The organism is Polaribacter sp. 20A6 (assembly GCF_011378915.1).
GTDB classification, from domain to species: domain Bacteria; phylum Bacteroidota; class Bacteroidia; order Flavobacteriales; family Flavobacteriaceae; genus Polaribacter; species Polaribacter sejongensis.
On record NZ_WTPZ01000002.1, the window covers coordinates 757,507 to 784,253 of the forward strand.

Sequence of the window (26,747 nt, forward strand, 5' to 3'; positions counted from 1 at the left end):
CACAGGTTTTTAAAACCTGTGAGGTCTTAATTGTATATAGTTTTATGAGCTACAAGATAACATAGAGCAACCTACTTTATTCCGTGCCCATTCTGGTCTTTTTGCAAACCATTTTTCGCTTTTTGGTTGTTCTGCATATGGTTTTTTTAATAGTTGAAACAATTCATCAATTAAAGTGTAATTTCCATTATCTGCTTCGTCAATTGCCATTTGAGACATATAGTTTCTAAGCACATATTTAGGATTTACCAAATTCATTTGTTCTTTTCTTTCTTCTGATGAAATTCGTTCTATAGCCAGTCTATTAGCATATTTTTTAAACCAAGTATTCCATCTATTTTTTACTTCGTCAGAAATATTTTCTACATCATAAAAAGCAGCTTCGATTAATTTAAAGGCAGTTGTTTCATCAACAAAACGACTTAAATTTCTAAAGAAAATAGTCATGTCTGTTTCTACCAATTGTAAATTATCTTCTAATTCTTGTATCAAATTTAAATCGTCATCATCCGAAGAAACCAAACCTAACTTCGATTTCATCATCTGTAAAGATTGTACTTCAAAATCGATTTTATATTGCTCTAAAATTGCATTTAAAGGATCTACTTCTTCAATGATCGGATACAAAGCATTTGCTAGTTGATACAAGTTCCACAAACCAATATTTGGTTGATTTCCGTAACGGTAACGTTTGTGTTGACTGTCGGTTGTATTTGGTGTCCAGCCAAAATCAAAGCCTTCTAACCAACCATAAGGACCAAAATCTATGGTTAAACCTAAGATAGACATGTTGTCCGTATTCATTACTCCGTGTACAAAACCAACACGTTGCCAATCGATAATCATTTTTAAAGTACGCTCAGAAACTTCCTTAAAAAAGTTGATATAACTTTCTTTTGATGGAGCTCCTAAATGCGGAAAATGATGTTTGATAGTGTAATCAACTAACTTCGTTAAATTCTCTGTGTCTTTTCTAGCTGCAAAAATCTCGAAGCTTCCAAAACGTAAAAAACTTGGCGAAATTCTAGAAACAATGGCACCTTTTTCATACGCTGGATTTCCATCGTATAAAACATCACGTAAAACAGTATCACCAGACAAACTTAAAGACAAAGACCTTGTGGTTGGTACGTTTAAATAAAACATAGCTTCTGCACATAAATATTCTCTTACGGATGAACGTAAAACCGCCAAACCATCTGCAGTTCTAGAATACGGAGTTTCCCCAGCACCCTTTAACTGTACTTTCCAGTTCTTACTTTGATGTTCAACTTCAAATAAATTAATAGCTCTTCCGTCGCCTAATTGTCCTGCCCAATTGCCAAATTGATGTCCGCCATAACACATTGCAAAGGGTTTTGTATTCGGATAAATCTCGTTTCCAGTAACAATATTTTTAAAGAATTCTGATTTTGTTTCTTCCTCAGAAATACCCAATTCAGTAGCCATTTCTTGTGAAACGTGTAGTACTTCTGGTTTTGCTGTTTTCTTTGGATTTGCATAAGAAAAAGCAGCGTTTTCTACTTGTCTTCTTGAGTTTTCTAAATTAGAATCTGAAGGCAGTTCTGAAGTAAAAGTGTCTTTTATATTTAGTTTCATCATAATGTGTCAATCCATTTAATCAAATCTTTATCAGAAGGATTTCTTAATTTTTTATCATTAATAGTAATTGTAGGAAAGTTTAATTTTCTATTTTCATACAAGTTACGTAATTCTTCTGCAAAAAGTTCATTCTTTTTAACATCTAAAAACGCGTAATTTAAATTACGCGTTTCTAAAAATGTTTTATAATATTGGGTTTTATGGCAGCTTTCTGTGCCAAATAATTTAATCATTTTATTTTAAAAAACTTCTAATTCCGTAACTTGCTAAAACGCCTTCTCCGGTGGCAGCGGCTACTTGAGCAATTGCACCTTCTCTACAATCTCCGGCAGCAAAAATTCCATCAACAGAAGTTTGTGCTAATGCTGTGGTTTGTATAAAACCTCTTTTGTCTAAATCTACAATTCCTTTAAAAGATTGTGTATTTGGAATCAATCCAATAAAAATAAATACACCATCTGCTTCTAATAAAGATTCTTCGTTGGTAGCATTGTCTTTTACTTTTAAAGCTTTAAATAATTCTTTTTCATCAGAAATAAATTCTAAAGAAGTTTTATTCATATAGGTAGAAATATTATCAATACTCTTTAGTTTTTCTACATAGGTTTCAGATGCAGAAAAGTTTTCTGATCGGTTTACTATTTTTACGCTTTTACAAAAACCAGCTAAAAAGATACCTTCTTCTAAAGCAGAATTTCCACCACCAATTACAATAATATCTTTGTCTCTATAAAAAGCACCATCACAAGTTGCACAAAAATGGATTCCAGATCCAATTAATTCTTCTTCATTTGGGATGCCTAATTTTCTATACGTAGAACCTGTTGATAAAACAACCGATTTACCTAAATAGGTAGTTCCTTTTGTCTCTATCGAAAATAAATTATCCTTTTTCTCTATACCAATAACTTCTTCACCTGTTTTAATAACAGCGCCGTATGTCTTGGCTTGATCTTCCATCTTTTCCATTAATTTAGGACCAGAAATAGAAGTAAAACCAGGATAGTTTTCAATTTTTTCTGTTAAAAAGGCATTTCCACCTATGGTGGATTTTTCTAAAATTAACGTATCAAAGCGATCTCTTTGCGCATAAATAGATGTTGTTAAACCTGCAGCACCACCACCAATAATAATGGTGTCAAAAACTTTATGTTCTTTTTCTACATTGATAGAAAGAAGCTTAGTTAATTTTACGTTATCTGGGTTTGTATAAGGAACATCATCAATTAAAACGGTAGGAATAATGCGTTTTCCGTTGTTAATTTCTTCTACTTTTTTAGTTGCCCAATTGTATTTGTCTACATCCACAAAATCGAAATTGATACCATTATCTGTTAAAAAGCTTTTTGCTCTTCTACAATCTGGACACCAATCTGCACCAAATAACTGAACGTTACCAACTTCGTTGATTCCTAAAACTGAAGCTAATTCTACGTTGTTAGGGTTTGTGTATGATTTTCCTCTAATTATAAGTGTAGGAATAATACGTTTTCCGTTGTTAATAGCTTCTACTTTTGCAGTTGCTTCCTTATCTAAATCTACATCCACAAAAGTAAACTCTATGTTGTTTTCTTTTAAATACGTTTTTGCTCTTCTGCAATCTGGACACCAATCTGCGCCGTATAGTAAAATCTCAGTCATTTTTTTGTGGATTATAAATAGATTTTAGATTAGCCACAACCTAAAACCTATTTTATTAGTTTAATTTATCTGCATGTAATTTTCTCAATTTAGCTAATTTTGGCTCAATAACAAAACTACAATACCCTTGTTGTGTATTTTCTCTATAATAATTTTGATGTTCTTCTGTTGCTTTATAAAAAATAGGTAAAGCACTTAACTCAGTTACTATCTTATCATTATAATAATCTTGAATCTGTTTTAAAACTTCTGAAGCAATTTTTTGTTGATTTTCATCATGATAAAAAACCACAGACCTATATTGAGTTCCTCTATCTGCTCCTTGTTGATTTAAGGTTGTAGGATCGTGCGTTGTCATAAAAATGACTAAAACATCTTCATACGAAATTACATTTGCATCGTACGTTATTTGAATTACTTCTGCATGACCTGTTAAGCCAGAGCAAATTTCTCTGTAAGTTGGTTCTCCAGGAACATTGCCACCTGCATAACCAGAAACTACTTCTTCTACACCTTTTACTTCTTGAAATACAGCTTCTGTACACCAAAAACAGCCACCTCCTAAAGTAGCAACTTGTAAATTTTTATTCATTTATGTTTTCTTTGTCATTACGAGGAAGAATGACGAGGTAATCTCTAAATAAATAATAAGATTCCTCCTCGTTCCTCGTTCGGAATGACATTAGACTGTTTTTAAAATTAAATTATTTTTTATCAATAACCATCGATTCAGAGTTAATACAATAACGCAATCCGCTTGGTTCCGGTCCATCAGGAAAAACGTGACCTAAATGACCATCGCAAGTATTGCACATCACTTCAACCCGAACCATACCAAAAGAAACATCTTTATGATATTTAATGGCATTTTCTTTAATAGGTTGCGTAAAACTTGGCCAACCAGAACTAGAATCGAATTTTATGGTAGAATCAAATAAAGGAGTATTGCAACAAACACAGTTGTATCGGCCTTCATCATAAATACTACACAAAGCTCCTGTATGTGGTCTTTCTGTACCTTTTTGTCTTGTAATTCTAAATTGTTCTGCAGTTAATTGAGCCCTCCATTCTTTTTCGGACTTTTCAACTCTTTTATCTGGAGTTGGATTTCCTTTTACACTAAAGTTGATAATTTCTTTCCAAGTAAGCATATTTGTTTCTTTTCTTTTTAAATTAGTACTATAATGTTAATAGTTTTTTTAGACGTAAAAACACTTGTTACATTACAAATAATTGTTAATTTGTAAGCTGTTGAAAGCAAAACATAAATTTACGACCAATATTGATAAAGTGGTAGAGCAAATGATCATTTCTTCCTATTTATATATAAAATAATTTTACAATGAACACATTAGTTTTAGATGCAGAAAAATATGTTTTTAATTTATTAAATAAGGAGTTAGATGCTGTTTATGTATATCATAATATAACACATACACAAGATGTGGTTGCTTATACAACAGAACTTGCAGAAAATTTAAATATAGATGCAATTTCTAAAGAAAATTTACAGCTTGCAGCTTTGTTTCATGATACCGGATTTATAAAAGATGCAAAAAAACATGAATCTGAAAGTGTAAAAATAGCGACCAATTTTTTAAATGAAAATAATGTTGATGCTGGAAGAATAGCGGTAATCTCTAAATTGATTTTAGCGACTAAAATGGGGAATCAACCTGATAATCAATTAGAGCAGATTATAATGGATGCAGATTGTGCGCATCTAGGAAGTAAAAGCTTTATAGACAAGTTGGAGTTGTTAAGAAAAGAATGGGAAAGTATAGAAAATAAGAAATTTTTAGATACTGAATGGATTGCACTAAATATTAATTTTTTAACAAAGGAGCATAAATATCATACAGATTATGCTTTAAAAAATTGGAGTAAAGGAAAAAATAAGAATGTAGCTAAGTTGTTGAAAAATCAACATAAAATAAAAGAAAATTTAGCGAAGTTTAATCAGAAGAAAGAAACGTTAAAGTTGAAGAAAAATAAAGTTGAAGTTCCAGAAAGAGGTGTAGAAACCATGTTTAGAGTGGCTTTAAAAAATCATATGACATTAAGTAATATTGCAGATACAAAAGCAAATATTTTACTTTCTGTAAATGCCATTATTGTTTCTTTGGCCTTATCTACTTTACTCCCAAAATTAGATAAACCTTCAAATAGCTTTTTAATAATACCAACAATTATATTTATATTTTTTACAGTAGCCTCTATTATATTATCTATTTTGGCTACAAGACCTAATGTTACTGAAGGAAAGTTTACAAAGGAAGATGTGGCTAATAAAAAGGTGAATTTACTATTTTTTGGAAATTTTCATCAAATGAAATTACCTGATTTTGAGTGGGGAATTCAAGAAATGATGCAAGACAGAGATTATTTGTATAGCTCTTTAACCAAAGATTTGTATTTTCTTGGACTCGTTTTAAATAGGAAATATAAAATATTAAGAATTACATATACCGTTTTTATGATTGGCATTATAGTAAGTGTCTTGGCTTTTGTAATTTCTTTTTATAGTTTAGATACGGCTATTTAGGCCTCAATTTCTTTTATCAAATCGTTAAAAGTGATGGTTTTGTTTTCATCAAAATGTTCTTGATATTTAACTTCCACACGCAATGCTTTTAAACCAGAAGCACCTTGTAAATCTTCCAATTCTAAAAATTCAATTTTTCCTAATTGATTTTTAGATTGCAAGTAATTAATGTATTTGATGTACTCTATAGCGTCTTTATCTTGAGAATATACAATGGCAATTTTTCCAGGAACTGTTAAACGTTCATTTGTTCCTTTTATGTTTGCTTTGTCAATTCTCTTTTTAATAATTTCGTATCTAATATTGTAAGCTCCATCTACATCAAATTGCTTTTCATCCATTCTAAATTTAATAGCCATTGCATTGCTATGTACTAGAATTAAGGAAGCAACTTGTAAATCATGTTGCATGTTTTTACGCTCATAAAATGCTAAGTTTTCCATTTCATAAGTCGTCTGTAACTGCCATAAACGAAGGTTGTACAAATACAGATCATCAAACTTTTTCTTTTTTGTAATAGCCTGTCCAATGTACATGTTGTACTCTACACCATCTGTTTTGTATCGCTCAAAATAATGAGGAAACATTTCTTGGGCTTGCTTTTGTTTGTTGTCTAAGAACTGTGCTAGTTTATCATTTAAAAGTGTAACGCTATTCTCGTATTCTTTCCTTTTTTCATACACTACATTTAGATTTTTATCTAAACGTTTCATATAAACACTCACTTTCTGAGAAAGTTCTGTGCTAATTTTGTTGATATGATTAAAAACAGGGTAAATTTCTCTATTTAAAAAGTCTAAAATACTTATTTCATCACCTGCGTTTAAACCTTCTTTTACATCATTTAAATAAGAAGTAACCCTAAACATTAACTCATTATAAATAGGGAGTTTTTCTGTTTTACAAGCATCTTTTAAAACTGTAATTGCTAAGGTTAATTGCGTGGTTAAATCTTCTTGAATTGCTTTATTTCTAGCAACAGAAGATCCTTTTATATCACTTTGTCCAAACAACGGATACACATCATTAAATACAATTTCATCTAATTTTGCGTTGGTATTGGTTTGACGAGCAGTATGGTATTTTTCTGCGGCTTCATAAAAACGCCATTTTACAGAACTGTGAATGGATGTATAATTTTCTTGAATGGTAGCTTCTAAGATATTTTGACGCTCTTCTGAAGTTCTTTTAACAGCAGCTTCAAAAACAGGAATAATATCTTTTAATTTATTGATATTTACAGAGTTTAAATCATAGGCTCTTGGTGAAGCAATTTCTAATAAAGCCAAATCTCCATTATTTGTTGCTTTAATAGGAATTAATATGATACTCTGAATGTTGTTTTCTTGAAGATTCTTAGAAAAAAGGTTGTTGCCTGTTTTTACGCCATAATCTGCTACATCAGAAATGATATAAGTTTCATGATCTTTAAAAACTTTTTGCATAATGGTGTTGCAAAAGTAGCCAGAGTCGCAATTTATTTCTATTCCATGGTTTAAAATTAAACTATTGGATTTATTAACCTGCGTTTCACAAATTTTGGTATTTACGTTATCAAAAATAGAATACCCTAATTTTAAATCTCTAATACTGTAAAAATCTCTTAAGTTACTTTGAAGCTTCGGAATTAAATCTTGTCCGCCTTCTAATAAGTTTGCTTTAATAGAAGACAGCATTTCTTCTGAAGTAACATCAAACAAACTAATAAGTCCGAATCCTTTAAAAATATAACTATTTGGAGGGAATTTCTCTTTCCATAAGGCTATATTATCGAAGTTGTTCAGTAATTCTTTAAAGTCTTTTTCTGTTAGTTTAGGTGCGTTTTCTGTAGCTGTAATATCCGAAAAATCTCCATTAAAGGTGGTTCTATAATATTTCATTGTTCCAGTTGTATTATCTGGAATATCAAAATAGAAGGGTCTTTTTAAATCAACATTAAAACCATGTACAAAGCTTAAAATAAATGTACATGCCATAATGTACATACTATCTTCTTCAAAATTACGAACATTTAATTCGTAGTTTTCACCTGCATTTTTTAAAATATTTTCAAAACGATTTGTAAATTTAAAAGAAGTAAAAGAGAAAGGGATACTTGCTGCTTTTATTTCGTTTAATAATAAAGGTTCTGGAAATAAGGGGTTTAGTAATAAATCTATCTGTTCTTTATACTTATCTAATAAAGAGTAATCAGAAAAACCATCATTTAATTCTGGATGCTTGTTAATTAATTGCACCATTTTTTTAGCAGAACTATGATATGGATGTTTTGCATACTCTATATCCGCATACTTTTTAAACAAGTCAAAAATCTTGTTAAAAGATACGTTTAGTTGTAATGGTAAATCCGTTTCAGCTACTAACTTCGATTCAATAATTTTCATGCCTTATAGATAGAATATATAATTACAATATTACTATTGTCTTAGACGTATAAAAGTAACAAAAGTTACAGAATAGGTTTATTTCTGTCTAAAATAAATAGTAATTGGTACTCCAGAAAAATCGTAAATATCTCTTAATTTGTTTTCAAGAAAACGTCTGTAAGAATCTCTAACATATTGTGGTAAGTTACAGAAAAATACAAATTGCGGTGTTTGCGTAGGCAATTGCATACAGTATTTAATTTTTACAAACTTTCCTTTTATTGCAGGAGGCGGAGAAGTTTTAATGATATCTAACATGGTTTCATTAAACTTACTCGTTTGTATTTTAGTCTTTCTTTTTTGAAAAACTTCTACTGCAGTTTCAATCGCTTTAAACAAACGTTGTTTAGTTAAAGCAGAAATAAATACAATTGGCACATCTGTAAATGGTTCAATTTGTTTTCTTACCATTGCTTCAAAATCTCGCATGGTATTGGTTTCCTTCTCTATTAAATCCCATTTATTAATTAAGATTACAACTCCTTTTCTGTTCTTTTCTGCCAACCAAAATATATTTTGATCCTGACCTTCAAAACCACGAGTTGCATCTACCACTAAAACAATAACATCAGAATATTCAATAGTCCGTACAGCACGCATTACAGAATAAAATTCTAAATCTTCTTTAACACGAGATTTTTTACGAATACCAGCAGTATCTACTAAGTTAAAATCGAAACCAAAACGATTGTATTTCGTGTCAATAGAATCTCTTGTTGTACCCGCAATATCAGTTACAATATTTCTATCTTGCCCAATTAAAGCGTTTATAAATGATGATTTACCTGCGTTTGGTCTCCCAACTACAGCAAACCTTGGTAATGCTACTTCTTCTAAATCTACTGCTTCTGGTTCTGGCATTTTTTCTGCTAATGCATCTAATAATTCTCCAGTTCCACTTCCGTTAATAGAAGCAATTGTAAAGTATTCTCCTAAGCCTAAGTTGTAAAACTCTATAGCATCAGGTTCACGCATTGCGTTATCAACTTTATTAACTACCGTAAAAATTGGTTTTTTAACCTTGCGTAAAAGTTTAGCAACCTCCGCATCCATAGGTGTAATTCCGTCTTCTACATTTACTACAAAAACAATTAAATCTGCTTCATCAATGGCAAGATTTACTTGTTTTCTAATTTCACCTTCAAAGATATCATCAGAACCAGTAATGTATCCACCAGTGTCAATTACTGAAAATTCTTTACCATTCCAGTCAGATTTCCCATAATGTCTATCTCTTGTAACTCCGCTTACAGAATCTACAATGGCTTCTCTTCTTTGTACCAGTCTATTAAAAAGCGTTGACTTTCCTACATTTGGTCTTCCTACAATGGCAACAATACTGTTCATCTCTATTGAAAATTTTTGCAAAGATACAATTTAAGCTTGTAAGAAAGATGTAAAAAATAAAGTCTTTAAAATACTGAAAAAATCTAACGAAGTTTATCTTGTTTTTCTATTGATTTTTGCTTGAATTGTTATCAAAATGGAATTTTTAATTACATTTAAAAAATAATATCAATTTAATGAGTATTCAAGAAAAAAGGAATAGTGATTTTTTTTTAAGGCCTAGATTTTCTATTGATTTAAAAGAGAATCCTGAAGAATTGCTAGAAAGAATTACAACGTATCTAAAAAGTGATGCTTGTATATATAGGAGTAATGTTGCAGATAAACATGTGTTTATTGATATTCCTGTGAGAAAAAGTCATTTTTGGTCGCCACAATTGCATTTCGAAATTGTAAAAGTAGATAAGAACTCTTCTACCTTAAAAGGACTATTTGGGCCAAAACCACAAGTGTGGACACTTTTTATGTTTGTCCATTTTGTGGTAGCTACCTTGTTTTTAGGAGTAGGAGTGTTCGCTTATGTGCAATATCGTTTAGGAGAGAGTTTGGTGTTTCCTATTGCTATATTGGTTGCGCTACCTTTAATATGGTTGTTATTATACTTTTTAGGAAGTATAGGTAAAGAGACTGGAAAAAATCAAATGAAAGAATTGCACAATCTGTTAATCACTATTATTGAGCAATAAATATTAACTTCATTCCCGTTTTTATCTGTTACAAGCAACATTAACGGGAATGATATTTTAAGAATAGGTTTTATAGAGTTCTTTCTTATTTAACCTTGATTATAGCCAAAACGTTTTAGTTGCGTTTTATCGCTACGCCAGTTTTTATTAACCTTTACATATAGTTCTATAAAAACTTTTTTCTCAAAGAATTTTTCTAAATCTTTTCTAGCTTCTGCACCAACACGTTTTAGTGCAGATCCTTTATGACCAATGATAATTCCTTTTTGAGTTTCTCTTTCTACCATAATAATAGAACGAATTCTCACAATATTTTCTTCCTCTATAAATTCTTCAGTTTCTACCTCTACAGAATACGGAATCTCTTTTTTATAATGCATTAGAATTTTCTCTCTAATTTTTTCATTTACAAAAAAACGTTCAGGTTTATCTGTTAATTGATCCTTCGGATAAAAAGCAGGACCTTCTGGTAATAATTCTTTTATTTTATCGAAAACCGCAGGAACATTAAATTTCTCTAATGCAGAAATTACAAACACTTCAGCATTCGGAACTTTATTTTTCCAATATTCAATTTTTTCTTCCACTTCTTCCTGAGAAGACTTATCTATTTTATTCAATAATAAGATTACAGGAATTTCACTATGGATGATTCTTTTAAAGAAAGCTTCATTTTTTAATTCTTTTTCACCAACTTCTACCATATAGATAAGTACATCTGCATCTTCAAAGGCAGATTTTACAAAATCCATCATAGAAGACTGCAACTCGTAGGCAGGTTTTAGAATACCCGGAGTATCGGAAAAGACAATCTGAAAGTCGTCTTCATTTACAATTCCTAAGATTCTATGCCTCGTTGTTTGTGCCTTTGCTGTTATGATAGACAGCTTTTCACCTACTAGGGCATTCATTAATGTTGATTTACCTACGTTAGGATTTCCGATAATATTTACAAAACCTGCTTTATGCGTCATAGTGCAAAGATAATTCCTTTTTATATTTGATTAGAATTTAGTGTATTAAAAAATGTTTTAAAAAAGTAAAAAAAAGTTTGGTCAGTTATTTAATAAAGATGTATATTTGCAGTCGGAAATAACGGTCGATTTTATGATTCGAAAGTTGAAAGCTAAGTTGTTATTTCTGAAACAATATCGCGGGATAGAGCAGTAGGTAGCTCGTCGGGCTCATAACCCGAAGGTCACTGGTTCGAGTCCAGTTCCCGCTACTAGCAAAGAGTAATCAGCAATGATTACTCTTTTTTTTTACTTTAATTTTTATTTTTGAAGGTTGATTTTTTGTTGAAAATGGATAAATAAAAAATATATTTATATTTTTTATTTAAAAAGAGCACAATTCTCTAATTAAGTTGTATATTTGCCGCCGGAAATAACGGGTCGATTTTATGATTCGAAAGTTAAAAGCTAAGTTGTTATTTCTGAAACAATATCGCGGGATAGAGCAGTAGGTAGCTCGTCGGGCTCATAACCCGAAGGTCACTGGTTCGAGTCCAGTTCCCGCTACTAAGCAAAGAGGAATCAGAAATGATTCCTCTTTTTTGTTTGCACTAAATTTAAAGGGATTAATGCTTAAAAATAAGAAAACCAAAATAAATACATATTTTGGCTTTTTTTAATTACTCTTTATAATGTAAAATTATTTTATATCTAAGAATATTCCTCCAGAGAAAGAAGGGCTTGCGGCTATTATTTTACCAGAAAAAGCAGAGTCGAAGCCTAGTGAAATACCTAGTTTTTTAGTAATATAGTAAGCTGTTTCAAAACCAAAACTACTGTATTCAATATCGTTTGCAAAAATACTTCCATTACTATTGGTAGCATTTAATGATCCATTTTTAAAAGATTTTACAACATTTAACCTTGTAATTAGCCAAAGTTTATTGTTTATTAAATTGATTCCTGCTTCTAAGCCAGTCCTAAATTCATCAGAAAAACCTTCACTTCTATTGTTGTAACCTAAATAAGATTTTAAGTAAATAGGTTTGTCTTTATAAGATGTAGAGTAACCAAGAGATGATGATAGAATTTGATTAAATTCTCCATCTCCATTTTGAAAACTACCATCGCTACCACCATTATTATCACCTGTTGGTAAGCCTAATGTTAGTTTTATATCAGCAGCCCAATTTCCTTTCTTGTATAAACCATACCTAATACCTAAATCTACATCTCCAAAAGAATTTACTGTTTCCCCTTGGCTAATAGTTCCTCCTGTAGTACCTGAAATTTGATTATTCTGAGAAGAGCTAGCAAAAAATGGTACGTATGCAATAACATCAAATTTATTACTTAACCCATATTCTGCATAGATACTAGTGTTAAACAAAGTTCTAGTTCTATTAGGGTCTTTAGCTCCTGTATCTGTATAATGCTCATCATACTGTAATTGCCACCCTGCAAGTTTGTAATATCCATTTCCTTTTCCTTTAGTCCATTGTGCAAAACTAATGTTACTTGCTAATACTATTAAAACGAATGTAATTGTATGTTTTTTCATGTTTCTTTTATTTAGTTTCTCCATTTCCTACGTCTACACCAAATGGTTTACACCAATATAATAAATGTGTAAAATCATTAATACCTGTATTTTTTATAATATATGTGTGGGCTCCTTCAAACACAGTAACTTTTTGTATTTCTTTAGCATTTGCTACTGTATTTATATTATTGGTAAAGTATAAGTATAAACCAGGTAGTCTGTCTGATGCTTTGTAGTTTTCGTCAATTGTTAACTCTAAATCATTTGTGTTTGGTATTTCTTTTAAAGTAAAATCACCTCTAAGTTCATAACTACTTGATGTTTTTAAAGTTCCTGTTTTTTCTTGAGTGGTGTTGCCAATAACAATTACTGAATCTTGGGTTGTAAGCGTGTTATTAGAAGAGTTTACTGTTACTGTAATTACAGCTTCTCCCGGTGCAATTGCGGTTATTAAGCCGGTATTAGAAACTGTTAATACGTTTGTGTTAGAACTTTGCCAAGTAATAGCAGTGTTCTCTGTTTCTCCACTACTGTTAGTGTATGTTGTGGTGTATTGGTGGGTATTGCTTATGTTTAACTCTTCTATTGGGTTATTAATACTTATACGTTCGTCTATAGTTACTACCGCTACTGTATCTTCCGTGTTAATTGTTTTTCCGTCTGCTGTTGTGGTACTTGCTGTAACGGTTGCTGTACCTTCACTAATAGCTGTAATTAAGCCTTCGTTAGAAACCGTAATAATAGAGGGGTGAGAGCTATTCCAAGATACTTTTAAATCTTCTATCTCTCCAAGTTCATTTGTAAAAGTTGAAGTGTATTGGTGTGTTTTAGAGATAATTATCTCTTCAATAACATTATCTATTGTTAGTTTTTTATCAACAGCTATAACTTCTATATTGTTTTCGTTTGTAATAATACTTCCACTTTCAGTTGTTACAGAAGCTGTAATTACGGATGTTCCTATGGATAGTGCTGTAAGTAAGCCGGTGTTAGAAACAGATACAATGTTAGCATTGCTGCTGTTCCAATTAATTTGAGGAGTTGTTATTTCTCCTATATTATTAGTGTATTTTGTGTTGTATAGATGCGTGTTTTTTATACCAAGTTCTGTAATGGAGTTGTTAAAACTTAATATTTCTGGTTGATTATCTGCGATAATATCATCTTCAATACAGCTATTAAAAATGAGTGAAAGGAATAGAATAAATTGTAAAGATCTCATTATTTTTATTTTAAATTCTGTCGTAGAAAAAAACGAATGTTTACAGTCCTCATTATAATAGTTAACTTTTTCTTAAAAAAAAAGTACTTATAAATATGGAAACCCGTATAAAAACTATAAAATGAAAAATTAAATTTGATATTGAATTAGTGAGGAGTTTAAAGAAAACTTTTCATTTTAAAAAGTAAAAAATGTTTCAAAAGGTTTTGGTCGCAGAAGATCTAGATGTTATTAATAGCGGAATTAAAATAGCTTTAGAGGAAATAGGAATAAAAGATATAGATTTTGTTTCGTATTGTGATGATGCGTATTTTAAAATTAAAAACGCTTATTTAAACAATGCTCCTTACCATCTCATTATTTCTGATTTGTCTTTTAAAAATGATGGAACTCCGCAAGAATTAAAGTCAGGAGAAGAGTTAATACATAAAATTAGGAAAGAATTTTCAGATTTAAAGATTATTGTTTTCTCTGTTGAAGATAAGCCTTATAAAATTCAGCACTTGTATAAGAATCTAAAGATAGATGGCTATGTTTGGAAGAATAGAAACGGATTAAAAGAATTAAGGAATGCTATGCATAGAATTTATACTACAAATCAGTTTTATATTTCGCCAGAATTAAATACTACGGTTCATCCAAAGCAAGCTCTAGAGATTACTGATTTTGATATTTTTTTAATAGCATCACTTTCTATGGGATCACTGCAAGAAGAAATAAGTAAAAGCCTGAGAAAAAAAGGGTGTTTTCCCTCTAGTATAAGTGCTATAGAAAAAAGGTTAAAATTTTTAAAGGAACATTTTAATGCAAGTAATCCAACGCATTTGGTTGCTATTGCTAAAGATTTTGGGTTAGTGTAATTCTTTTTTTAATATAAAACTGCTATTTACGGAAACCCGTAAAATTTATATGTTTTATTGGAATATATTTGAATAGTATTTAGAAAAGAAACTATTGAAAAGGAAAGAGTTCTAATTGAGAGCCTTACGGAAATCCGTGAGGCTTTTTTTAGAAACCTTGTTTTAAAAGTAGTAATCAGGTTTCTCTAAAGATTTTTATTTTTTTAGAAAACCAAAAAATAAATTGAAAGAAAAGTACAGTGGTTTTTTAGATACCATTTTATATATGAGTTTATTACAGCTTCATTTATTATAATTTTTGAGTATTTTAATATTGTTGGGGGACAGTGTTTTCAGTCATTAAGTTATTTTATTTGGAGTTGTTTTTTTTCTATAAGATATTTATACGGCTTTTAAATTTTGAAACTATTGATCTTTATCATAGTTTATATTTAAGTATTTTATTCTCTAAAGGGTATTTTCTGCCTTTCTAATTAGTCATTTTTTTTACTTCAACAAAGTAGCATTATTGATGCTTTTTATTCAAATTATTTGTGCTTTTTTTAGGTTTTAAGGAATAGTGAGGTTGTTTAGAAATAAACAATAAAAGCGTGTTGTTTATTCCTGAAAAGTAGATAAATTTGTACTTTATTTTTTAACTAAGAATGGTTATCAAGTTTAAAAACTTGATATTAAAATGGGAATCTAGTGTAAACCTAGAACTGTCCCGCAGCTGTAAGCTCTAAAATTGAAATCCGAATAGTCACTTTTCGAAAGAATGGGAAGACCGGGTGGAAGGAGTAAGTCAGAAGACCTGCCATTTTTTTAATAATTCATTAAGCTTTCGAGGATTGAAGCTAGAATTAGGAATCTGCCTATCTATTATTTTAGATACGTAGTACTTCTCTTATTCTATCCTCGTACGTGAAATTCAAGTATGAGGAATTCTTTTTTACATTCTTTTGGGGTTATTTTATTGAGCATTGGATTTTTTAATTCAAGTTTTTTGCATGCCCAAAAAATAGATTCTACAAAAGCAGTTCAGCTTAAGGAAATCTTTTTAATAACGAATAAAGAGAAGCTTAAAATACATTTTTCTCCAGTTACTGTTCAGACTTTAACGGGGAAAACTTTAAGTCGTTTAAGTAATGCTAGTGTTGCAGATGCTATTCGTTTTTTTAGCGGAGTTCAATTAAAAGATTATGGCGGAATTGGAGGAATAAAAACCATAAATGTGAGAGGAATGGGCTCACAACATACCGGAGTTTTTTATGATGGTGTTCAGCTTGGAAACGCACAAAACGGACAAATAGATTTAGGTAAATATTCTGTGCAAAACATGGAAGCTGTTTCATTGTATCAAGGACAGCGTTCAGATTTAGATCAATCTGCTAAATCGTATGCTTCTTCCAATAGTATTTATTTAAAGTCTAAAACTCCTCAATTTTCTGAAGGGAAAAATAGCAATACCAACGTCAGTTTAAAAACGGGTTCTTTTGGACTGGTTAATCCTTCTGTAAACTTAGATTTCAAAATTAATGAGCATTTAAGTGCTCGCCTTAGTACAGAATATCTCAATGCCAACGGAAAGTATAAGTTTAGATATACAAACGGAAGTTATGATACAATAGCAACACGTAATAATGCCGATATCGAATCTTTTAGGGCAGAAGCGTCTTTACATGGTTCGAATGGAATTAAGAATAATTGGAACGTGAAATTATATCACTATGATTCTGAACGTGGATTGCCAGGAGCTATCGTTGCCAATCGTTTTAAGCGTCCGCAACGTTTATGGGATCAAAATAATTTTCTACAAGGTGCATATACAAAGCATGTAAACGACTCTTATTTTTTTGTGTTAAGAGGTAAGTATGCGCATAATTATTCTCGTTACGTAGATCCAGAAATTATAAAAGTGGATGGTGAGCTAGATAATAGATATACACAAGAAGAATATTATCTATCGATGGTAAATACGTTTCAGGTTTTACCTTTTTGGAAATTATCCTTGGCAACAGACTTACAAAAGAATACGATGGATGCGAATTTGTACAGATTTTCATATCCTAAAAGAATCACGCTTTTATCAGCTTTAGCTGCTGATTTTAATTTTGATAAAATCCACATTCAAGCAAGTTTATTAAGTACAACCGTAGATGAAACGGTTCTGTATTATGAAGCTGCAGAAGATTTACAAAAATATTCACCTACAATTATGCTGAATTGGCAACCTTTTGAATCTAATAAATTTAGGATAAGAAGTTTTTATAAGGAGATTTTTAGACAACCCACTTTTAATGATTTGTATTATACGTTTATCGGAAATACTTTTTTAGACCCGGAAGATGCTACTCAGGTAAATTTGGGGTTTTCTTATCAAACGGACTTTAAAAAAACAGCATTTGATGTACAAACAGATGTGTATAAAATTTGGATAGAAAACAAAATTGTTGCGATTCCTGGCGCTAATTTATTCCGTTGGTCTATGTTTAATTTAGGCAAAGTAGAAACAACCGGAATAGAAACAAATATAAAATCGAGTGGGAGTCTAGGTGAGAAATTTAAATACACTACAAACTTAAGTTATACGTACCAAGAATCTATAGACGTTACTGCTGGCGCGAGTAATTACGGAGATCAAATTCCGTATATACCTGTTCATAGCGGTAGTATCAGTGCTATGATAGATTACCGAAAAATAGAATTTAATTACAGTTTTATTTATACAGGAGAGAGATATAGCCAAAAGGCAAACATCAGTTCTAATTATTTAGATCCGTGGTTTACACATGATTTAAGTTTAGGTAAAACACTTTTGTTTAATCAAAAGAAATTAAAAGTTTTAGTAGCAGTAAACAATGTATTTAATCAACAATATGCGGTAGTAAAAAACTTCCCAATGCCAGGGAGATCCTATCGTTTTACTTTAAATTTTTTATTATGAACAAAAGAAGATTAAGTGTACAGATTGCATCAGCTTTAGCTGTTGTGTTTTTTTTCAATGCATGTAGCAGCAATGAGAATTTTGATGACTCCATAACTCCAGAAATTCCTACAGAACCTATAGCTGATTTAAAAGGGTTTTATTTATTGAATGAAGGAAACATGTCTATGAATAAAGCAGCTTTAGATTATATGGATTTTGAAACTGGAATTTACGAAAAAGAAGTTTTTAGAACAGCAAATCCAGAAGAAGTTGGTGGTTTGGGTGATGTTGGAAATGATATGGGAATTTATGGTTCTAAATTATATGTGGTTGTAAATGCGTCTAATAAAGTAGAAGTTTTAGATGTAAATACTCGAAAAAAAATTAAACAAATAAATGTTGATAATTGCAGGTACATAAAGTTTTACAACGGAAAAGCGTATTTAACAACTTACTTAGGTGTTATTGGGGATCCGGACGCTGCAAACGGAAAAATTATGGAAATTGATACTACAAGTCTTAGTGTTACGCGTTCTGTTAATGTAGGTAGGCAGCCCGAAGAATTGGTAATACATAATGATAAAATTTATGTGGCAAATTCAGGAGGTTATAGTCCGCCAAATTATGAATCTACGGTTTCTGTGGTTGATATTGTAAGTTTCGAAGAAACAAAACGAATAGAGGTAGAAATCAATCTTCATCGTATGCAAATTGATAGTGAAGGAGATATTTATGTTTCTTCTAGAGGAGATTATTATGAAACGCCTTCTAAACTTTTTGTGATAGATACTGAGATAGATGAGGTGACAGAATCGTTTGATTTGGCTGTTAGTAATATGACCATTTTTGATGATATTATGTATATCTACAGTACAGAATTTAGTTATGTAACAGGAGAAAACACCATTTCTTATAACAGGTTAGATACAAAAACAGAAACCATACTTACAGATTCTTTTATTTCCGATGAAGACAAAGATCTTATAAAAATTCCTTATGGAATTACGATAAATCCAGAAACGAAAGACATTCTAATTACAGACGCTAAAGATTATGTAACACCAGGAACATTGTATTGTTTTTCATCTGAAGGTGCTTTTAAGTGGTCTGTAGAAACAGGAGATATTCCTAACAAAGTAGTATTTAACTAGTAATAATTATAACCCAAATATCAAATTTTAAATTAAAAACATGAAGAAAATTATCCAAACTTTAAAACTACGTGTAGCGTTTATTATTCCTTGCTTTTTAGCAATAATGGCAACATCTTGTACATCAGAACTAGACCTTTATAGTGTTTTACCAGAAATTGAATTATCAGAAGAAAGTAATAGTGTAGAAATGTTAATGGGAGAAACAATTAATTTTTCTGCTACAAAAATTAATGAAACAGAATATTTAGAAGAATGGTATTTAGGAGACAGTATTGTTTCTACTTTATCTACCTATGATTTTGTTCCAGAAACTTCTGGAGATTATGTTTTGTCTTACACTGCGTCTAATGATGCAGGAGAATTTACACATGAATATGTTATTTCAGTAGCAGCTGTAATTCGTCCTATTACAGAAGAAAGTAATTTGTATGTTACTACTTTAATTGATTATTTACCTGCTCCAGGGCAAAAAATTAATACTTCAATAGGTACAGAAGAAGGAGCTAAAACTCTAGAAGGTAAAAAAGGAATGGTTACTTTAGGAGCATGGGGAGGTGCTGTTTCTTATACTTTTGATCATACCGTTATAAATACAGAAGATGCTGCTGATATAATGATGTATGGAAATGCATTTTCTGGTTTTGCAGAACCCGGTGTTGTTTGGGTAATGCAAGATGAAAATGCAAATGGAATTGCAGATGATACTTGGTATGAAATTAAAGGTAGTGCAGATGCTTTCGAAGGGACTATAAAAAATTATAGTGTAACTTATTCTAGACCTAACGAAGATTCAGAAGTTGTAACTTGGATAGATAGTGAAGGGGATAATGGTGTGATATCAACAAAATTTTATCCAGAATTTATTACAGAAGATTCTTATACAATTACAGGGACTCTTTTAACAGATGATAATATTGACATGAGTAATCCTAGCTGGATTAAAAGTAACGCTTTTGAATATGGTTATGCAGATAATACTCCAGGAGGCGATAAATTAGATATTTCGGATGCAATAGATAAGGATGGAAATACTGTAAATTTAACAGGAATCGATTTTATTAAAGTTCAAACAGGAATCCTAGCAAATATGGGGTGGTTAGGTGAGCTTTCTACAGAAGTAACAGGAATAGCAGATTTAAACATGTTAAATGATTAAATAGTATATTTTACTAAATAAAGAGGTTGTCTAAAAAAGATTAAATCTTGTCATACTGAACTCGTTTCAGTATTTCAACTTATTGAAGTTCAATCTTCATAAGAATCTGAAATAAATTCAGATTGACAAAAAATATCTTTTTAGACAATCTTTTTTTATTTTATCACTTTTAATGTGTGATGTATATTAGTGAAAAAATAGAGATAAATATCCACAAGCTTACAGCTAATACAATCGGTTTTATTCCTGTTGATTTTAGGTCTTTTATAGAAATTGTAGAACCTACAAGAAACAAGGTTACAACCAAGGTTCTTTTAGAGTAAAAAACAATTTCAGAGGTAATTACTGTCGGAATTAAATGATAACTATTTATAAAAATAGCGACTACAAAAAGTAAAATAAAATAAGGAATTGAAATTTTCTCTCCTTTTGTTTTAAATATAAACATAGATAAAATAGCTAAAGGAATTATCCAAAGTGTTCGAGATAGTTTTACAGTTGTAGCAATTCTTAGCGCTTCATCTCCATAACTTAAAGCAGCACCTACAACAGAACTAGTGTCGTGTATGGCAATAGCACACCACATTCCAAATTGTTCTTGAGATAACTGCAAAAAATGTCCTATTGCAGGGAAAACAAACAAGGCTATAGAGTTTAATAAAAAAACAAGACCTAAAGCAACACTTATCGTTTTGCTATTTGCTTTAATGACTGGAGAAATGGCTGCAATTGCACTTCCGCCACAAATAGAAGTTCCGGAGGTAATTAAATGACCTAATTTTTTATCTAACTTTAATAGTTTTGTAAGTAGTAACCCCATACTTACTGTTAAAAAAATAGAGAAAAAGGTAAGACTGAATGCTTGCTTACTTGTAGCTAATGTTTCTTTAAGAAGCATTCCAAACCCCAAACCTACTACTGCTACTTTTAAAAGAATATGAATGGCTTTATAGCTTTTAGATTTAAAAGGGTTTTTAAAAATGATGGCAAATACAAAACCAAGTAATAAAGCCGTTGGGCTATTCATTGGGCTAAATAGTGCAAAAACTATAATTAAGAAAAAGATAATTTTAGGGAATGTCGTTTTCATATCGAGATTTATTTATCGATACAAAACTAGGGACTAAGAATAACTATTTAGCAAACTAATTTATTGTTTAAGATAACTAAAAGTTATAGTTGTTTAAAGTGTATTTTTCAAAGTAACTCATTAGGTTAGATTGATACCCTGTTCTAGAAACAAAATAAAACCATCTCTCAATAGATAAGTCTTTTACGTCAATTATTTTAAGCTTGTTATTTGTTAGTTCTTCAGAAATAGCATGAATAGAAATAAAAGCAAAATTATCAGAATTTAAAAGGTAATTTTTAATAGCCTCTGTACTGTTTAGTGTTACCACAGTATTTAGTTTTTTAATGTGGTGTTTGTTTAAATGTTCTACAACTATTTCTTTGGTTCCAGAACCTAGTTCTCGCATAATAAACGGAATTTCTTGTAAGACTTCTAAACTAATAATTCCTTTCTTAAAAGTGTTGTTTTTAGCATTTGTAACTAAAACAATTTCATCTTTCATGAACTTACTAAATTGTAGTTTACGATTGGTGTTTTTACCTTCTATAATTCCGAAATTTAGTGTCTGGTTTAAAATAAGTTCTTCAATATCGTCAGAATTTCCTGCAGTTATTTCAAACTTAGTATTAGGGAATTGTGTTCTAAATTTTGCAATTACTTTTGGCATAATATAATTTGCCAAAGTGGTACTCACACCAAAATTTATTAAATCTGGATGGTTTTCATTTTTATGCAAAAATTGATTTTCCATTTCTGCATAAATTTCTAAAATTTTATTGGTGTAGATTAAAAATGCCTTCCCTTCATTAGTTAATTCTATGGAGTTTCTTTTTCTTAAAAACAAGGTAGTTTTATAGGCTTCTTCTAAATTTCTAATAGACTTAGAAATAGCAGGCTGCGATATAAATAATTGCTCAGCAGCTTTTGTAAAACTTAAATAGGTTGCAACGGTTTTAAAAATAAGAAGTTTTGTATGCATTAACTGTTTAGGTATAAAATAGAATTATAAATAAAATGAATCTATTATTTTATTGATAGCCTAAAGGTACGTGTAATCTTATTTTGATGTATAATTTTATTGTAGTTTTTACAAGTTTGCAAGCTGTAAATTCATTTTTGGGTTTGAATTAAAATAAAAAACTCGATACTAGAAATAGTATCGAGTTTTAAGAATGTGTTAAAATCCTACTCCAAGATCTTCTGGAGCTGCTGATGAGGCTTGTGCTTTTTGAGGACTTAAAATCAGGTAAGTACCTAGAGCTGTTAAAGCTGCATACTTGCCATATTTCCCTATCTTTTTTAAAGCTTCTTTTCTATCTATTTTATTTTCACTTTTAATATTCATGAGTTTATTATTGAGAGGTTAGTCTATAATTATTTTTTTAGAAACAGATTTTCCGTCGGTAGTAACTTTTACTAGGTACACTCCTTTAGAAAAACCATTTAAATTAATAGGACTGTATTTGTCTGTAGATTGGTTTTGATTTAATATAACTTTACCATTAATATCAAATAAATCAATTTTTAAAGCTCTAGTGTTTGCTCCTTTTATTTGTAAGAAATTATTCTGATTATAAATCTGAATTTTCGTTACATCATTAGAAATTACACTTAATGCTTGTGTAGAGAAATGTACGTAAAAACGTCCAAAACCACTAGCATCAGTACTTAATGTTAACGTGTAGTTTTCTGTATTGCTTAACTCATAAGAGCTACCAGTTTCTTTATCTTCTAAGAAAACCTTCATTCCTTCTGGTAAATTACTATTTAATGCAGAAAAAGTAATTTTTTCATTAGCTTTTCCTTTTAGGTTTAATGAAATTGTTTGGTTTTCATAATTGTTATTAGGAATTGCCTGAATAGTATAATCTGTATCTGTAGAGTTGTCTAACAACTTAGTTGTTAAATCAAATTCTGAAGAATTAAAATTGATAATATCTTTACTAGCATCAAAACCTACAGTTGCGTTTTCAGAAAACACAACATCTGTATTTACTTTTAAGTTTCCTTTAGCAACATATAATTTAATATAAGGTGTTGTTGTAGCACTTTTATTAAAAGTATGATCTCCTGTAAGAGCTGTTTTAGTTCCTATTTTGGTGTTGTTAAAAACAACCATTTCATCAGTTCCAGACGGCTTCATTTTTATAAAAAATCCTTGACCCGGAGCTAATACTTTAGTTGTGGTAGATTCTGCCGAGTGAGCAACATATTTAGCTTGGCTATTTTCCCAAACATAAACTGCAGGAGCATCTATAGCTAGTTTAGCCATATTATCTTGTACAAAATCTCCAGAACCACCTTTATTAGCAGGGTAATATGCTGTGTAAGGGTTACCAACTGCCACCCATTTGCCATGTGCAGCAGATACGTTTAAAGTATTTGTTTCTAAGGTACCATTAAAATTAAGTGATCCTTCAGTTCCTCTAGAAATAGAGTATCCATTACCTTTATCAAATTCTACAGCAGTACCAACGTTTACATCAAAATATTCCCATTTAGCACCAGTTGCATTTGAATCATTATATTTTGCAATTGCATATTTAGCAGGAGAATCTGAGTTTGTTCTAATATCATTAGCAGTATTTAAAGCAAAATCTTTTACTTTTTGTCCTGATACAGGAGGCGTAATAAGGCTCCATTGAGTAGCTAATAAACCACCTCTTACATAGGTAATGTTACCAGTGCTATTTCCTTTTACAATTAAAGTTCCACTATCAGCTGCATCAGAATACACAAATAAACCATTATTTGCAGAATCAAAATTATTTTCAATGGTTAAATCAGCATTTTTATAAATATCTAAATAACCAGTATTTGCAATTTCTACAGAGTTTGCAACTGCACCTTCAGAATCTAAAACTACTTGTTCGCCTGCTTTTATTAAAACATCGTCTCCATTAGTAGGTAAATTTTTACCTTCCCAGTTATTTGTTGTAAACCATTTAGAGTCATCTATATTATCAAAATATTTTTGATCATTATACACCCACATACCTCTACCAAAAGTACCTACATATACGTTACCATTATTTGCACTTATTTCAATATCGCTTATTCTTACGTTTGGTAAACCTGTTCCTAATTTAGCCCAATTAGTAGATGAGTTATCTGTAAAATAAACACCAATTTCCGTTGCTAAATAAATAGTTTCGTTGGTTTTGTTAGGATCTAATATTATTTTAAATGTAATAATATTTGGCAAATCACCACTTATGTTTGTCCACGTGGTTCCGTTATTTAAACTCTTGTAGACTTTGTTTCCTGCACTATAACTTTTAACTGTTGCATATACTGTATTTGTGTTAGGTACACCATATACACTGTTTATAGTTACTCCGCTTGGGCTTGCTATTGTAGACCAAGTTGCTCCGTCATCTACACTTCTTTTTAATGTTGAAACTTCTGCAACTTCACCAATGGCAAATATTCTAACTGAAGCATTGTTAAGAGAAACATCTAAAAATTCTGTATGTGTTAAACCTGTACCAAGTGCAGTCCAATTAGCTCCTCTATCTATAGATTTTTTTACATCTCCGTGTCCTGCATAAATTGTTGCAGCAATAGTAGGGTGTACGTTTATTGGAGAAATAAATGCAGCATTTGTTGCATCTGATGGTAACACTTGTGTTGCACTTGCATAATCATATTCATAACCATCAATCGTTTTATTTAATTGTCCGTTTGTTCCTCCTAAATATCTAATAAGAGGATTTTCAATGTCAATTGCTGTTCCTGTACCATCACCTGCTACAGCAGCAACCCATTGTCTAACTCCGTCTTTCAATACTTTAGAAAAACCATCGTTATCTTGATTTGCCATCATATAATCATCACCGTTTAAGCCGTGAGTAATAGCAATATTATAAGATTGTGTAATAATTAAACCACTAGAAACATCTGGGAAATCTGCATCTGAAGTTGGTGAGAAAAGTCCCATTCTAAGTCCTGCATCATTTCCATTAATAATATGAGTATTATCTGTAAATAATAAAAAGTGATGATCTGCATGTACGTGAATTTGACCTGCAGGTAAGTTTGCTGCAGAAGTATACGCATTTAAAACAGGAGAAAAAGTATCTCCATTGTTTGTAGATTTCCAACCTTGTACACCACCAACCATTAAGTTGTCTGGGTCTGTTGGTGAAACAGCAATACATTGTATATAACCACTTTGAGAATCAAATGGTGTTGCTGTGCCATTAATAAGTGCTGTAACAGGAGTAGATTTAGCAATATCTGCTGTCGTGTCATTAAAATCAAAATTATATTTTCTAAAAACACCATCTTGATTTATTCCATAAAAATAATCGTTATCTGCAGGAGAAGCAGTAATTCTTAATATTTTTGCGCTTTCACCACCTAGAAAAGCTGGATGTACTTTAAAGTTATTTCCACCGTCTGTAGAATAATAAATAGCATCCCAATAATCTGAAACTACAACTTTGTTTGCGTCATTTGGGTCAAAAACCATCGATTGGTATTTGGCAGTGTAAGTAATTTGGTTAGTACCATCACTAGTAACAAACATATTAGACCAAGTTGCACCACTATCTGTAGATTTTCTTATATCAGCATTTGTTAAAGCAAATATAGTAGAGGTGGTTCCAGGAGCAAAGGCTATATCTCTAATGAATTCACTTTCAGATAAAGAAAAAGTAAGTCCGGTTGGCACCCAAGTTTCTCCCGCATCTGTAGATTTAAACAGTCCAATAGAACTAACGTGGCTACTGTCTCTATCTCCCGTTGCCATGTAAATAATATTTGTATTATTTGTGTCTATTAGAATATCGGTAACACCTAAGCCAGATAAATGATCTGTTTTTGAAGCCCAAGTAACTCCTTTATCTGTAGTTTTCCATAATCCACCAGAAGGTGTACCAACATACATAATATTAGCATTATTTGGGTCTACAGCTACAACATCTACTCTACCAGGTCCTGGGTAATCAAAATTATAGTTTTTATTTACTATTGCAGTTGGGCCTATTTGTTCCCAAGCTTTTGTTGTAGAAGAAGTTTTTGCTTTTGTACTTGCATTGTCTACTAATAAGTTTAAATAGTCTTCTTTGTTCACTTGGTTTTTAGGAAATGTACCGTCAGAGTTTACTCTATCTTTCCAGCTCCAAGCCCAACGTTCAAATAATTTTCGGGTTTTCTTTTCTAATCTAGTTTCTGCAGTTTTAGAGTTTTTGCCTTTTTCTATAAACTGTTTTCTAGTTTTAGTTACAATCTCAAAGAAATTACTATTTTCTTTAGTTGCTTCTTGTTTATAGTTTATTGTTTGTGCATTTACCTGAAAGCAACCAATAAAAAATAAAATAAAATATACTTTGTGTACTGTATTTTTCATGTTCTATTTTGTGTTAAAAAAATGTTAATACAAATGTCTACTTTTTTTTAATTTAGAAGTGCACGAGTTGAGTAGATAAAACTACGCATGTACTACGCACTTTGCTATTGTGCTCTTTAGTTAGTGTTTAATTAGAAAATATTTAAGTTATATTTTCTTTTTTACTTTTAGTTCTGGACAAGCAGTATTAATAATTTGGATGTTTTTTGCCCCAGTAATTTTATTAATAGTAGTTTTTTTAAGCACCCAAATTGAAAAAACCAGTAGCAGTAATTGTTA

General features: G+C 30.8%; 20 protein-coding genes, 2 tRNA genes and 1 riboswitch. Of the genes, 8 read left to right on the forward strand and 14 right to left on the reverse strand.

Annotation, left to right across the window (positions count from 1 at the left end):
* Positions 1-42: 42 nt before the first annotated feature.
* The 5 genes from GQS57_RS07090 to msrB all read right to left on the reverse strand — a co-directional run bounded on the left by GQS57_RS07090 (position 43) and on the right by msrB (position 4,394).
* A complete protein-coding gene (locus GQS57_RS07090) occupies positions 43-1,599 on the reverse strand; it encodes a YdiU family protein (RefSeq protein WP_165732032.1) in 1,557 nt (518 codons plus the stop codon).
* Entirely contained in the window at positions 1,599-1,835 is a 237-nt protein-coding gene (locus GQS57_RS07095) for a glutaredoxin domain-containing protein (protein ID WP_165731871.1), read from the reverse strand. The genes GQS57_RS07090 and GQS57_RS07095 overlap by 1 nt, the downstream gene beginning before the upstream one ends.
* 1 nt (position 1,836) lies before the next feature.
* A complete protein-coding gene (locus tag GQS57_RS07100; protein ID WP_165731872.1) occupies positions 1,837-3,243 on the reverse strand; it encodes an FAD-dependent oxidoreductase in 1,407 nt (468 codons plus the stop codon).
* Between the two features lie 55 nt (positions 3,244-3,298).
* Positions 3,299-3,835: a peptide-methionine (S)-S-oxide reductase MsrA gene (gene msrA / locus GQS57_RS07105; RefSeq protein ID WP_165731873.1), complete on the reverse strand. Its 537-nt coding sequence runs from the start codon at positions 3,833-3,835 to the stop codon at positions 3,299-3,301.
* Between the two features lie 112 nt (positions 3,836-3,947).
* Complete coding sequence (msrB, locus tag GQS57_RS07110; RefSeq protein ID WP_165731874.1) at positions 3,948-4,394, reverse strand: peptide-methionine (R)-S-oxide reductase MsrB; 447 nt, start codon at positions 4,392-4,394, stop codon at positions 3,948-3,950.
* A gap of 191 nt (positions 4,395-4,585) precedes the next feature.
* Here msrB and GQS57_RS07115 point away from each other — a divergent pair, with 191 nt between their 5' ends.
* Positions 4,586-5,788, forward strand: a complete 1,203-nt coding sequence (locus GQS57_RS07115; RefSeq protein ID WP_165731875.1) for a Pycsar system effector family protein — start codon at positions 4,586-4,588, stop codon at positions 5,786-5,788.
* Here GQS57_RS07115 and GQS57_RS07120 read toward each other — a convergent pair.
* A complete protein-coding gene (locus GQS57_RS07120) occupies positions 5,785-8,172 on the reverse strand; it encodes a GAF domain-containing protein (RefSeq protein WP_165731876.1) in 2,388 nt (795 codons plus the stop codon). The two genes, GQS57_RS07115 and GQS57_RS07120, sit on opposite strands and share 4 nt — an antisense overlap.
* Before the next feature lie 78 nt (positions 8,173-8,250).
* The gene (gene der, locus GQS57_RS07125) at positions 8,251-9,561 is read right to left on the reverse strand and encodes a ribosome biogenesis GTPase Der (RefSeq protein WP_165732034.1); all 1,311 of its coding nucleotides are present in this window, start codon (positions 9,559-9,561) and stop codon (positions 8,251-8,253) included.
* A 176-nt stretch (positions 9,562-9,737) separates the two neighbouring features.
* Here der and GQS57_RS07130 point away from each other — a divergent pair, with 176 nt between their 5' ends.
* Positions 9,738-10,247, forward strand: a complete 510-nt coding sequence (locus GQS57_RS07130; protein ID WP_165731877.1) for a GTP-binding protein — start codon at positions 9,738-9,740, stop codon at positions 10,245-10,247.
* 89 nt (positions 10,248-10,336) lie between these two features.
* Here the strand turns inward: GQS57_RS07130 and era are convergent, their stop codons facing one another.
* Positions 10,337-11,221 (reverse strand): GTPase Era, encoded by an 885-nt coding sequence (gene era, locus GQS57_RS07135; protein ID WP_165731878.1) that lies wholly within the window; start codon positions 11,219-11,221, stop codon positions 10,337-10,339.
* A 178-nt stretch (positions 11,222-11,399) separates the two neighbouring features.
* On the opposite strand from era, the gene GQS57_RS07140 reads away from it, so the two are divergent.
* A tRNA-Met gene (locus GQS57_RS07140) sits at positions 11,400-11,472 on the forward strand.
* Between the two features lie 222 nt (positions 11,473-11,694).
* Positions 11,695-11,767 (forward strand) — tRNA-Met (locus tag GQS57_RS07145).
* 133 nt (positions 11,768-11,900) lie between these two features.
* Here the strand turns inward: GQS57_RS07145 and GQS57_RS07150 are convergent.
* Positions 11,901-12,761, reverse strand: coding sequence for a hypothetical protein (locus GQS57_RS07150; protein WP_165731879.1), 861 nt, complete (start codon positions 12,759-12,761; stop codon positions 11,901-11,903).
* Between the two features lie 7 nt (positions 12,762-12,768).
* The gene (locus GQS57_RS07155) at positions 12,769-13,965 is read right to left on the reverse strand and encodes an Ig-like domain-containing protein (protein WP_165731880.1); all 1,197 of its coding nucleotides are present in this window, start codon (positions 13,963-13,965) and stop codon (positions 12,769-12,771) included.
* A gap of 191 nt (positions 13,966-14,156) precedes the next feature.
* Between GQS57_RS07155 and GQS57_RS07160 the strand changes: the two genes are divergently transcribed.
* The 4 genes from GQS57_RS07160 (at position 14,157) to GQS57_RS07175 (ending at position 20,043) form a co-directional block, all read left to right on the forward strand.
* On the forward strand, positions 14,157-14,825 hold the full coding sequence (locus tag GQS57_RS07160) for a response regulator (RefSeq protein WP_165731881.1): 669 nt from the start codon (positions 14,157-14,159) through the stop codon (positions 14,823-14,825).
* Between the two features lie 628 nt (positions 14,826-15,453).
* A riboswitch (cobalamin riboswitch) is annotated at positions 15,454-15,641 on the forward strand.
* 169 nt (positions 15,642-15,810) lie between these two features.
* The gene (locus GQS57_RS07165) at positions 15,811-17,751 is read left to right on the forward strand and encodes a TonB-dependent receptor (protein WP_205860226.1); all 1,941 of its coding nucleotides are present in this window, start codon (positions 15,811-15,813) and stop codon (positions 17,749-17,751) included.
* Positions 17,748-18,884 carry a YncE family protein gene (locus GQS57_RS07170; RefSeq protein WP_205860227.1) on the forward strand — a complete coding sequence of 379 codons (1,137 nt, stop codon included), beginning with the start codon at positions 17,748-17,750 and terminating at the stop codon, positions 18,882-18,884. The genes GQS57_RS07165 and GQS57_RS07170 overlap by 4 nt, the downstream gene beginning before the upstream one ends.
* Positions 18,885-18,924: 40 nt before the next feature.
* Positions 18,925-20,043, forward strand: coding sequence for a cell surface protein (locus tag GQS57_RS07175; protein WP_165731883.1), 1,119 nt, complete (start codon positions 18,925-18,927; stop codon positions 20,041-20,043).
* Between the two features lie 169 nt (positions 20,044-20,212).
* Here the strand turns inward: GQS57_RS07175 and GQS57_RS07180 are convergent, their stop codons facing one another.
* The 4 genes from GQS57_RS07180 to GQS57_RS07195 all read right to left on the reverse strand — a co-directional run bounded on the left by GQS57_RS07180 (position 20,213) and on the right by GQS57_RS07195 (position 26,468).
* Complete coding sequence (locus GQS57_RS07180; protein WP_165731884.1) at positions 20,213-21,133, reverse strand: YeiH family protein; 921 nt, start codon at positions 21,131-21,133, stop codon at positions 20,213-20,215.
* 76 nt (positions 21,134-21,209) lie between these two features.
* Entirely contained in the window at positions 21,210-22,094 is an 885-nt protein-coding gene (locus tag GQS57_RS07185) for a LysR family transcriptional regulator (protein WP_165731885.1), read from the reverse strand.
* A 198-nt stretch (positions 22,095-22,292) separates the two neighbouring features.
* On the reverse strand, positions 22,293-22,460 hold the full coding sequence (locus GQS57_RS07190; RefSeq protein ID WP_165731886.1) for a hypothetical protein: 168 nt from the start codon (positions 22,458-22,460) through the stop codon (positions 22,293-22,295).
* An 18-nt stretch (positions 22,461-22,478) separates the two neighbouring features.
* Complete coding sequence (locus GQS57_RS07195; protein WP_165731887.1) at positions 22,479-26,468, reverse strand: T9SS type A sorting domain-containing protein; 3,990 nt, start codon at positions 26,466-26,468, stop codon at positions 22,479-22,481.
* Positions 26,469-26,747 lie beyond the last annotated feature (279 nt).

Excerpts from the sequence above, each read along its gene's own strand:
- GQS57_RS07185 (WP_165731885.1), bottom strand. The coding sequence starts at position 22,094 with ATGCATACAAAACTTCTTATTTTTAAAACCGTTGCAACCTATTTAAGT.
- GQS57_RS07170 (WP_205860227.1), top strand. The coding sequence starts at position 17,748 with ATGAACAAAAGAAGATTAAGTGTACAGATTGCATCAGCTTTAGCTGTT.
- GQS57_RS07195 (WP_165731887.1), bottom strand. The coding sequence starts at position 26,468 with ATGAAAAATACAGTACACAAAGTATATTTTATTTTATTTTTTATTGGT.
- GQS57_RS07155 (WP_165731880.1), bottom strand. The coding sequence starts at position 13,965 with ATGAGATCTTTACAATTTATTCTATTCCTTTCACTCATTTTTAATAGC.
- GQS57_RS07115 (WP_165731875.1), top strand. The coding sequence starts at position 4,586 with ATGAACACATTAGTTTTAGATGCAGAAAAATATGTTTTTAATTTATTA.
- GQS57_RS07180 (WP_165731884.1), bottom strand. The coding sequence starts at position 21,133 with ATGAAAACGACATTCCCTAAAATTATCTTTTTCTTAATTATAGTTTTT.
- GQS57_RS07150 (WP_165731879.1), bottom strand. The coding sequence starts at position 12,761 with ATGAAAAAACATACAATTACATTCGTTTTAATAGTATTAGCAAGTAAC.
- GQS57_RS07095 (WP_165731871.1), bottom strand. The coding sequence starts at position 1,835 with ATGATTAAATTATTTGGCACAGAAAGCTGCCATAAAACCCAATATTAT.
- GQS57_RS07090 (WP_165732032.1), bottom strand. The coding sequence starts at position 1,599 with ATGAAACTAAATATAAAAGACACTTTTACTTCAGAACTGCCTTCAGAT.
- msrA (WP_165731873.1), bottom strand. The coding sequence starts at position 3,835 with ATGAATAAAAATTTACAAGTTGCTACTTTAGGAGGTGGCTGTTTTTGG.
- era (WP_165731878.1), bottom strand. The coding sequence starts at position 11,221 with ATGACGCATAAAGCAGGTTTTGTAAATATTATCGGAAATCCTAACGTA.
- GQS57_RS07190 (WP_165731886.1), bottom strand. The coding sequence starts at position 22,460 with ATGAATATTAAAAGTGAAAATAAAATAGATAGAAAAGAAGCTTTAAAA.
- GQS57_RS07160 (WP_165731881.1), top strand. The coding sequence starts at position 14,157 with ATGTTTCAAAAGGTTTTGGTCGCAGAAGATCTAGATGTTATTAATAGC.
- GQS57_RS07130 (WP_165731877.1), top strand. The coding sequence starts at position 9,738 with ATGAGTATTCAAGAAAAAAGGAATAGTGATTTTTTTTTAAGGCCTAGA.
- GQS57_RS07120 (WP_165731876.1), bottom strand. The coding sequence starts at position 8,172 with ATGAAAATTATTGAATCGAAGTTAGTAGCTGAAACGGATTTACCATTA.
- msrB (WP_165731874.1), bottom strand. The coding sequence starts at position 4,394 with ATGCTTACTTGGAAAGAAATTATCAACTTTAGTGTAAAAGGAAATCCA.
- GQS57_RS07175 (WP_165731883.1), top strand. The coding sequence starts at position 18,925 with ATGAAGAAAATTATCCAAACTTTAAAACTACGTGTAGCGTTTATTATT.
- der (WP_165732034.1), bottom strand. The coding sequence starts at position 9,561 with ATGAACAGTATTGTTGCCATTGTAGGAAGACCAAATGTAGGAAAGTCA.
- GQS57_RS07100 (WP_165731872.1), bottom strand. The coding sequence starts at position 3,243 with ATGACTGAGATTTTACTATACGGCGCAGATTGGTGTCCAGATTGCAGA.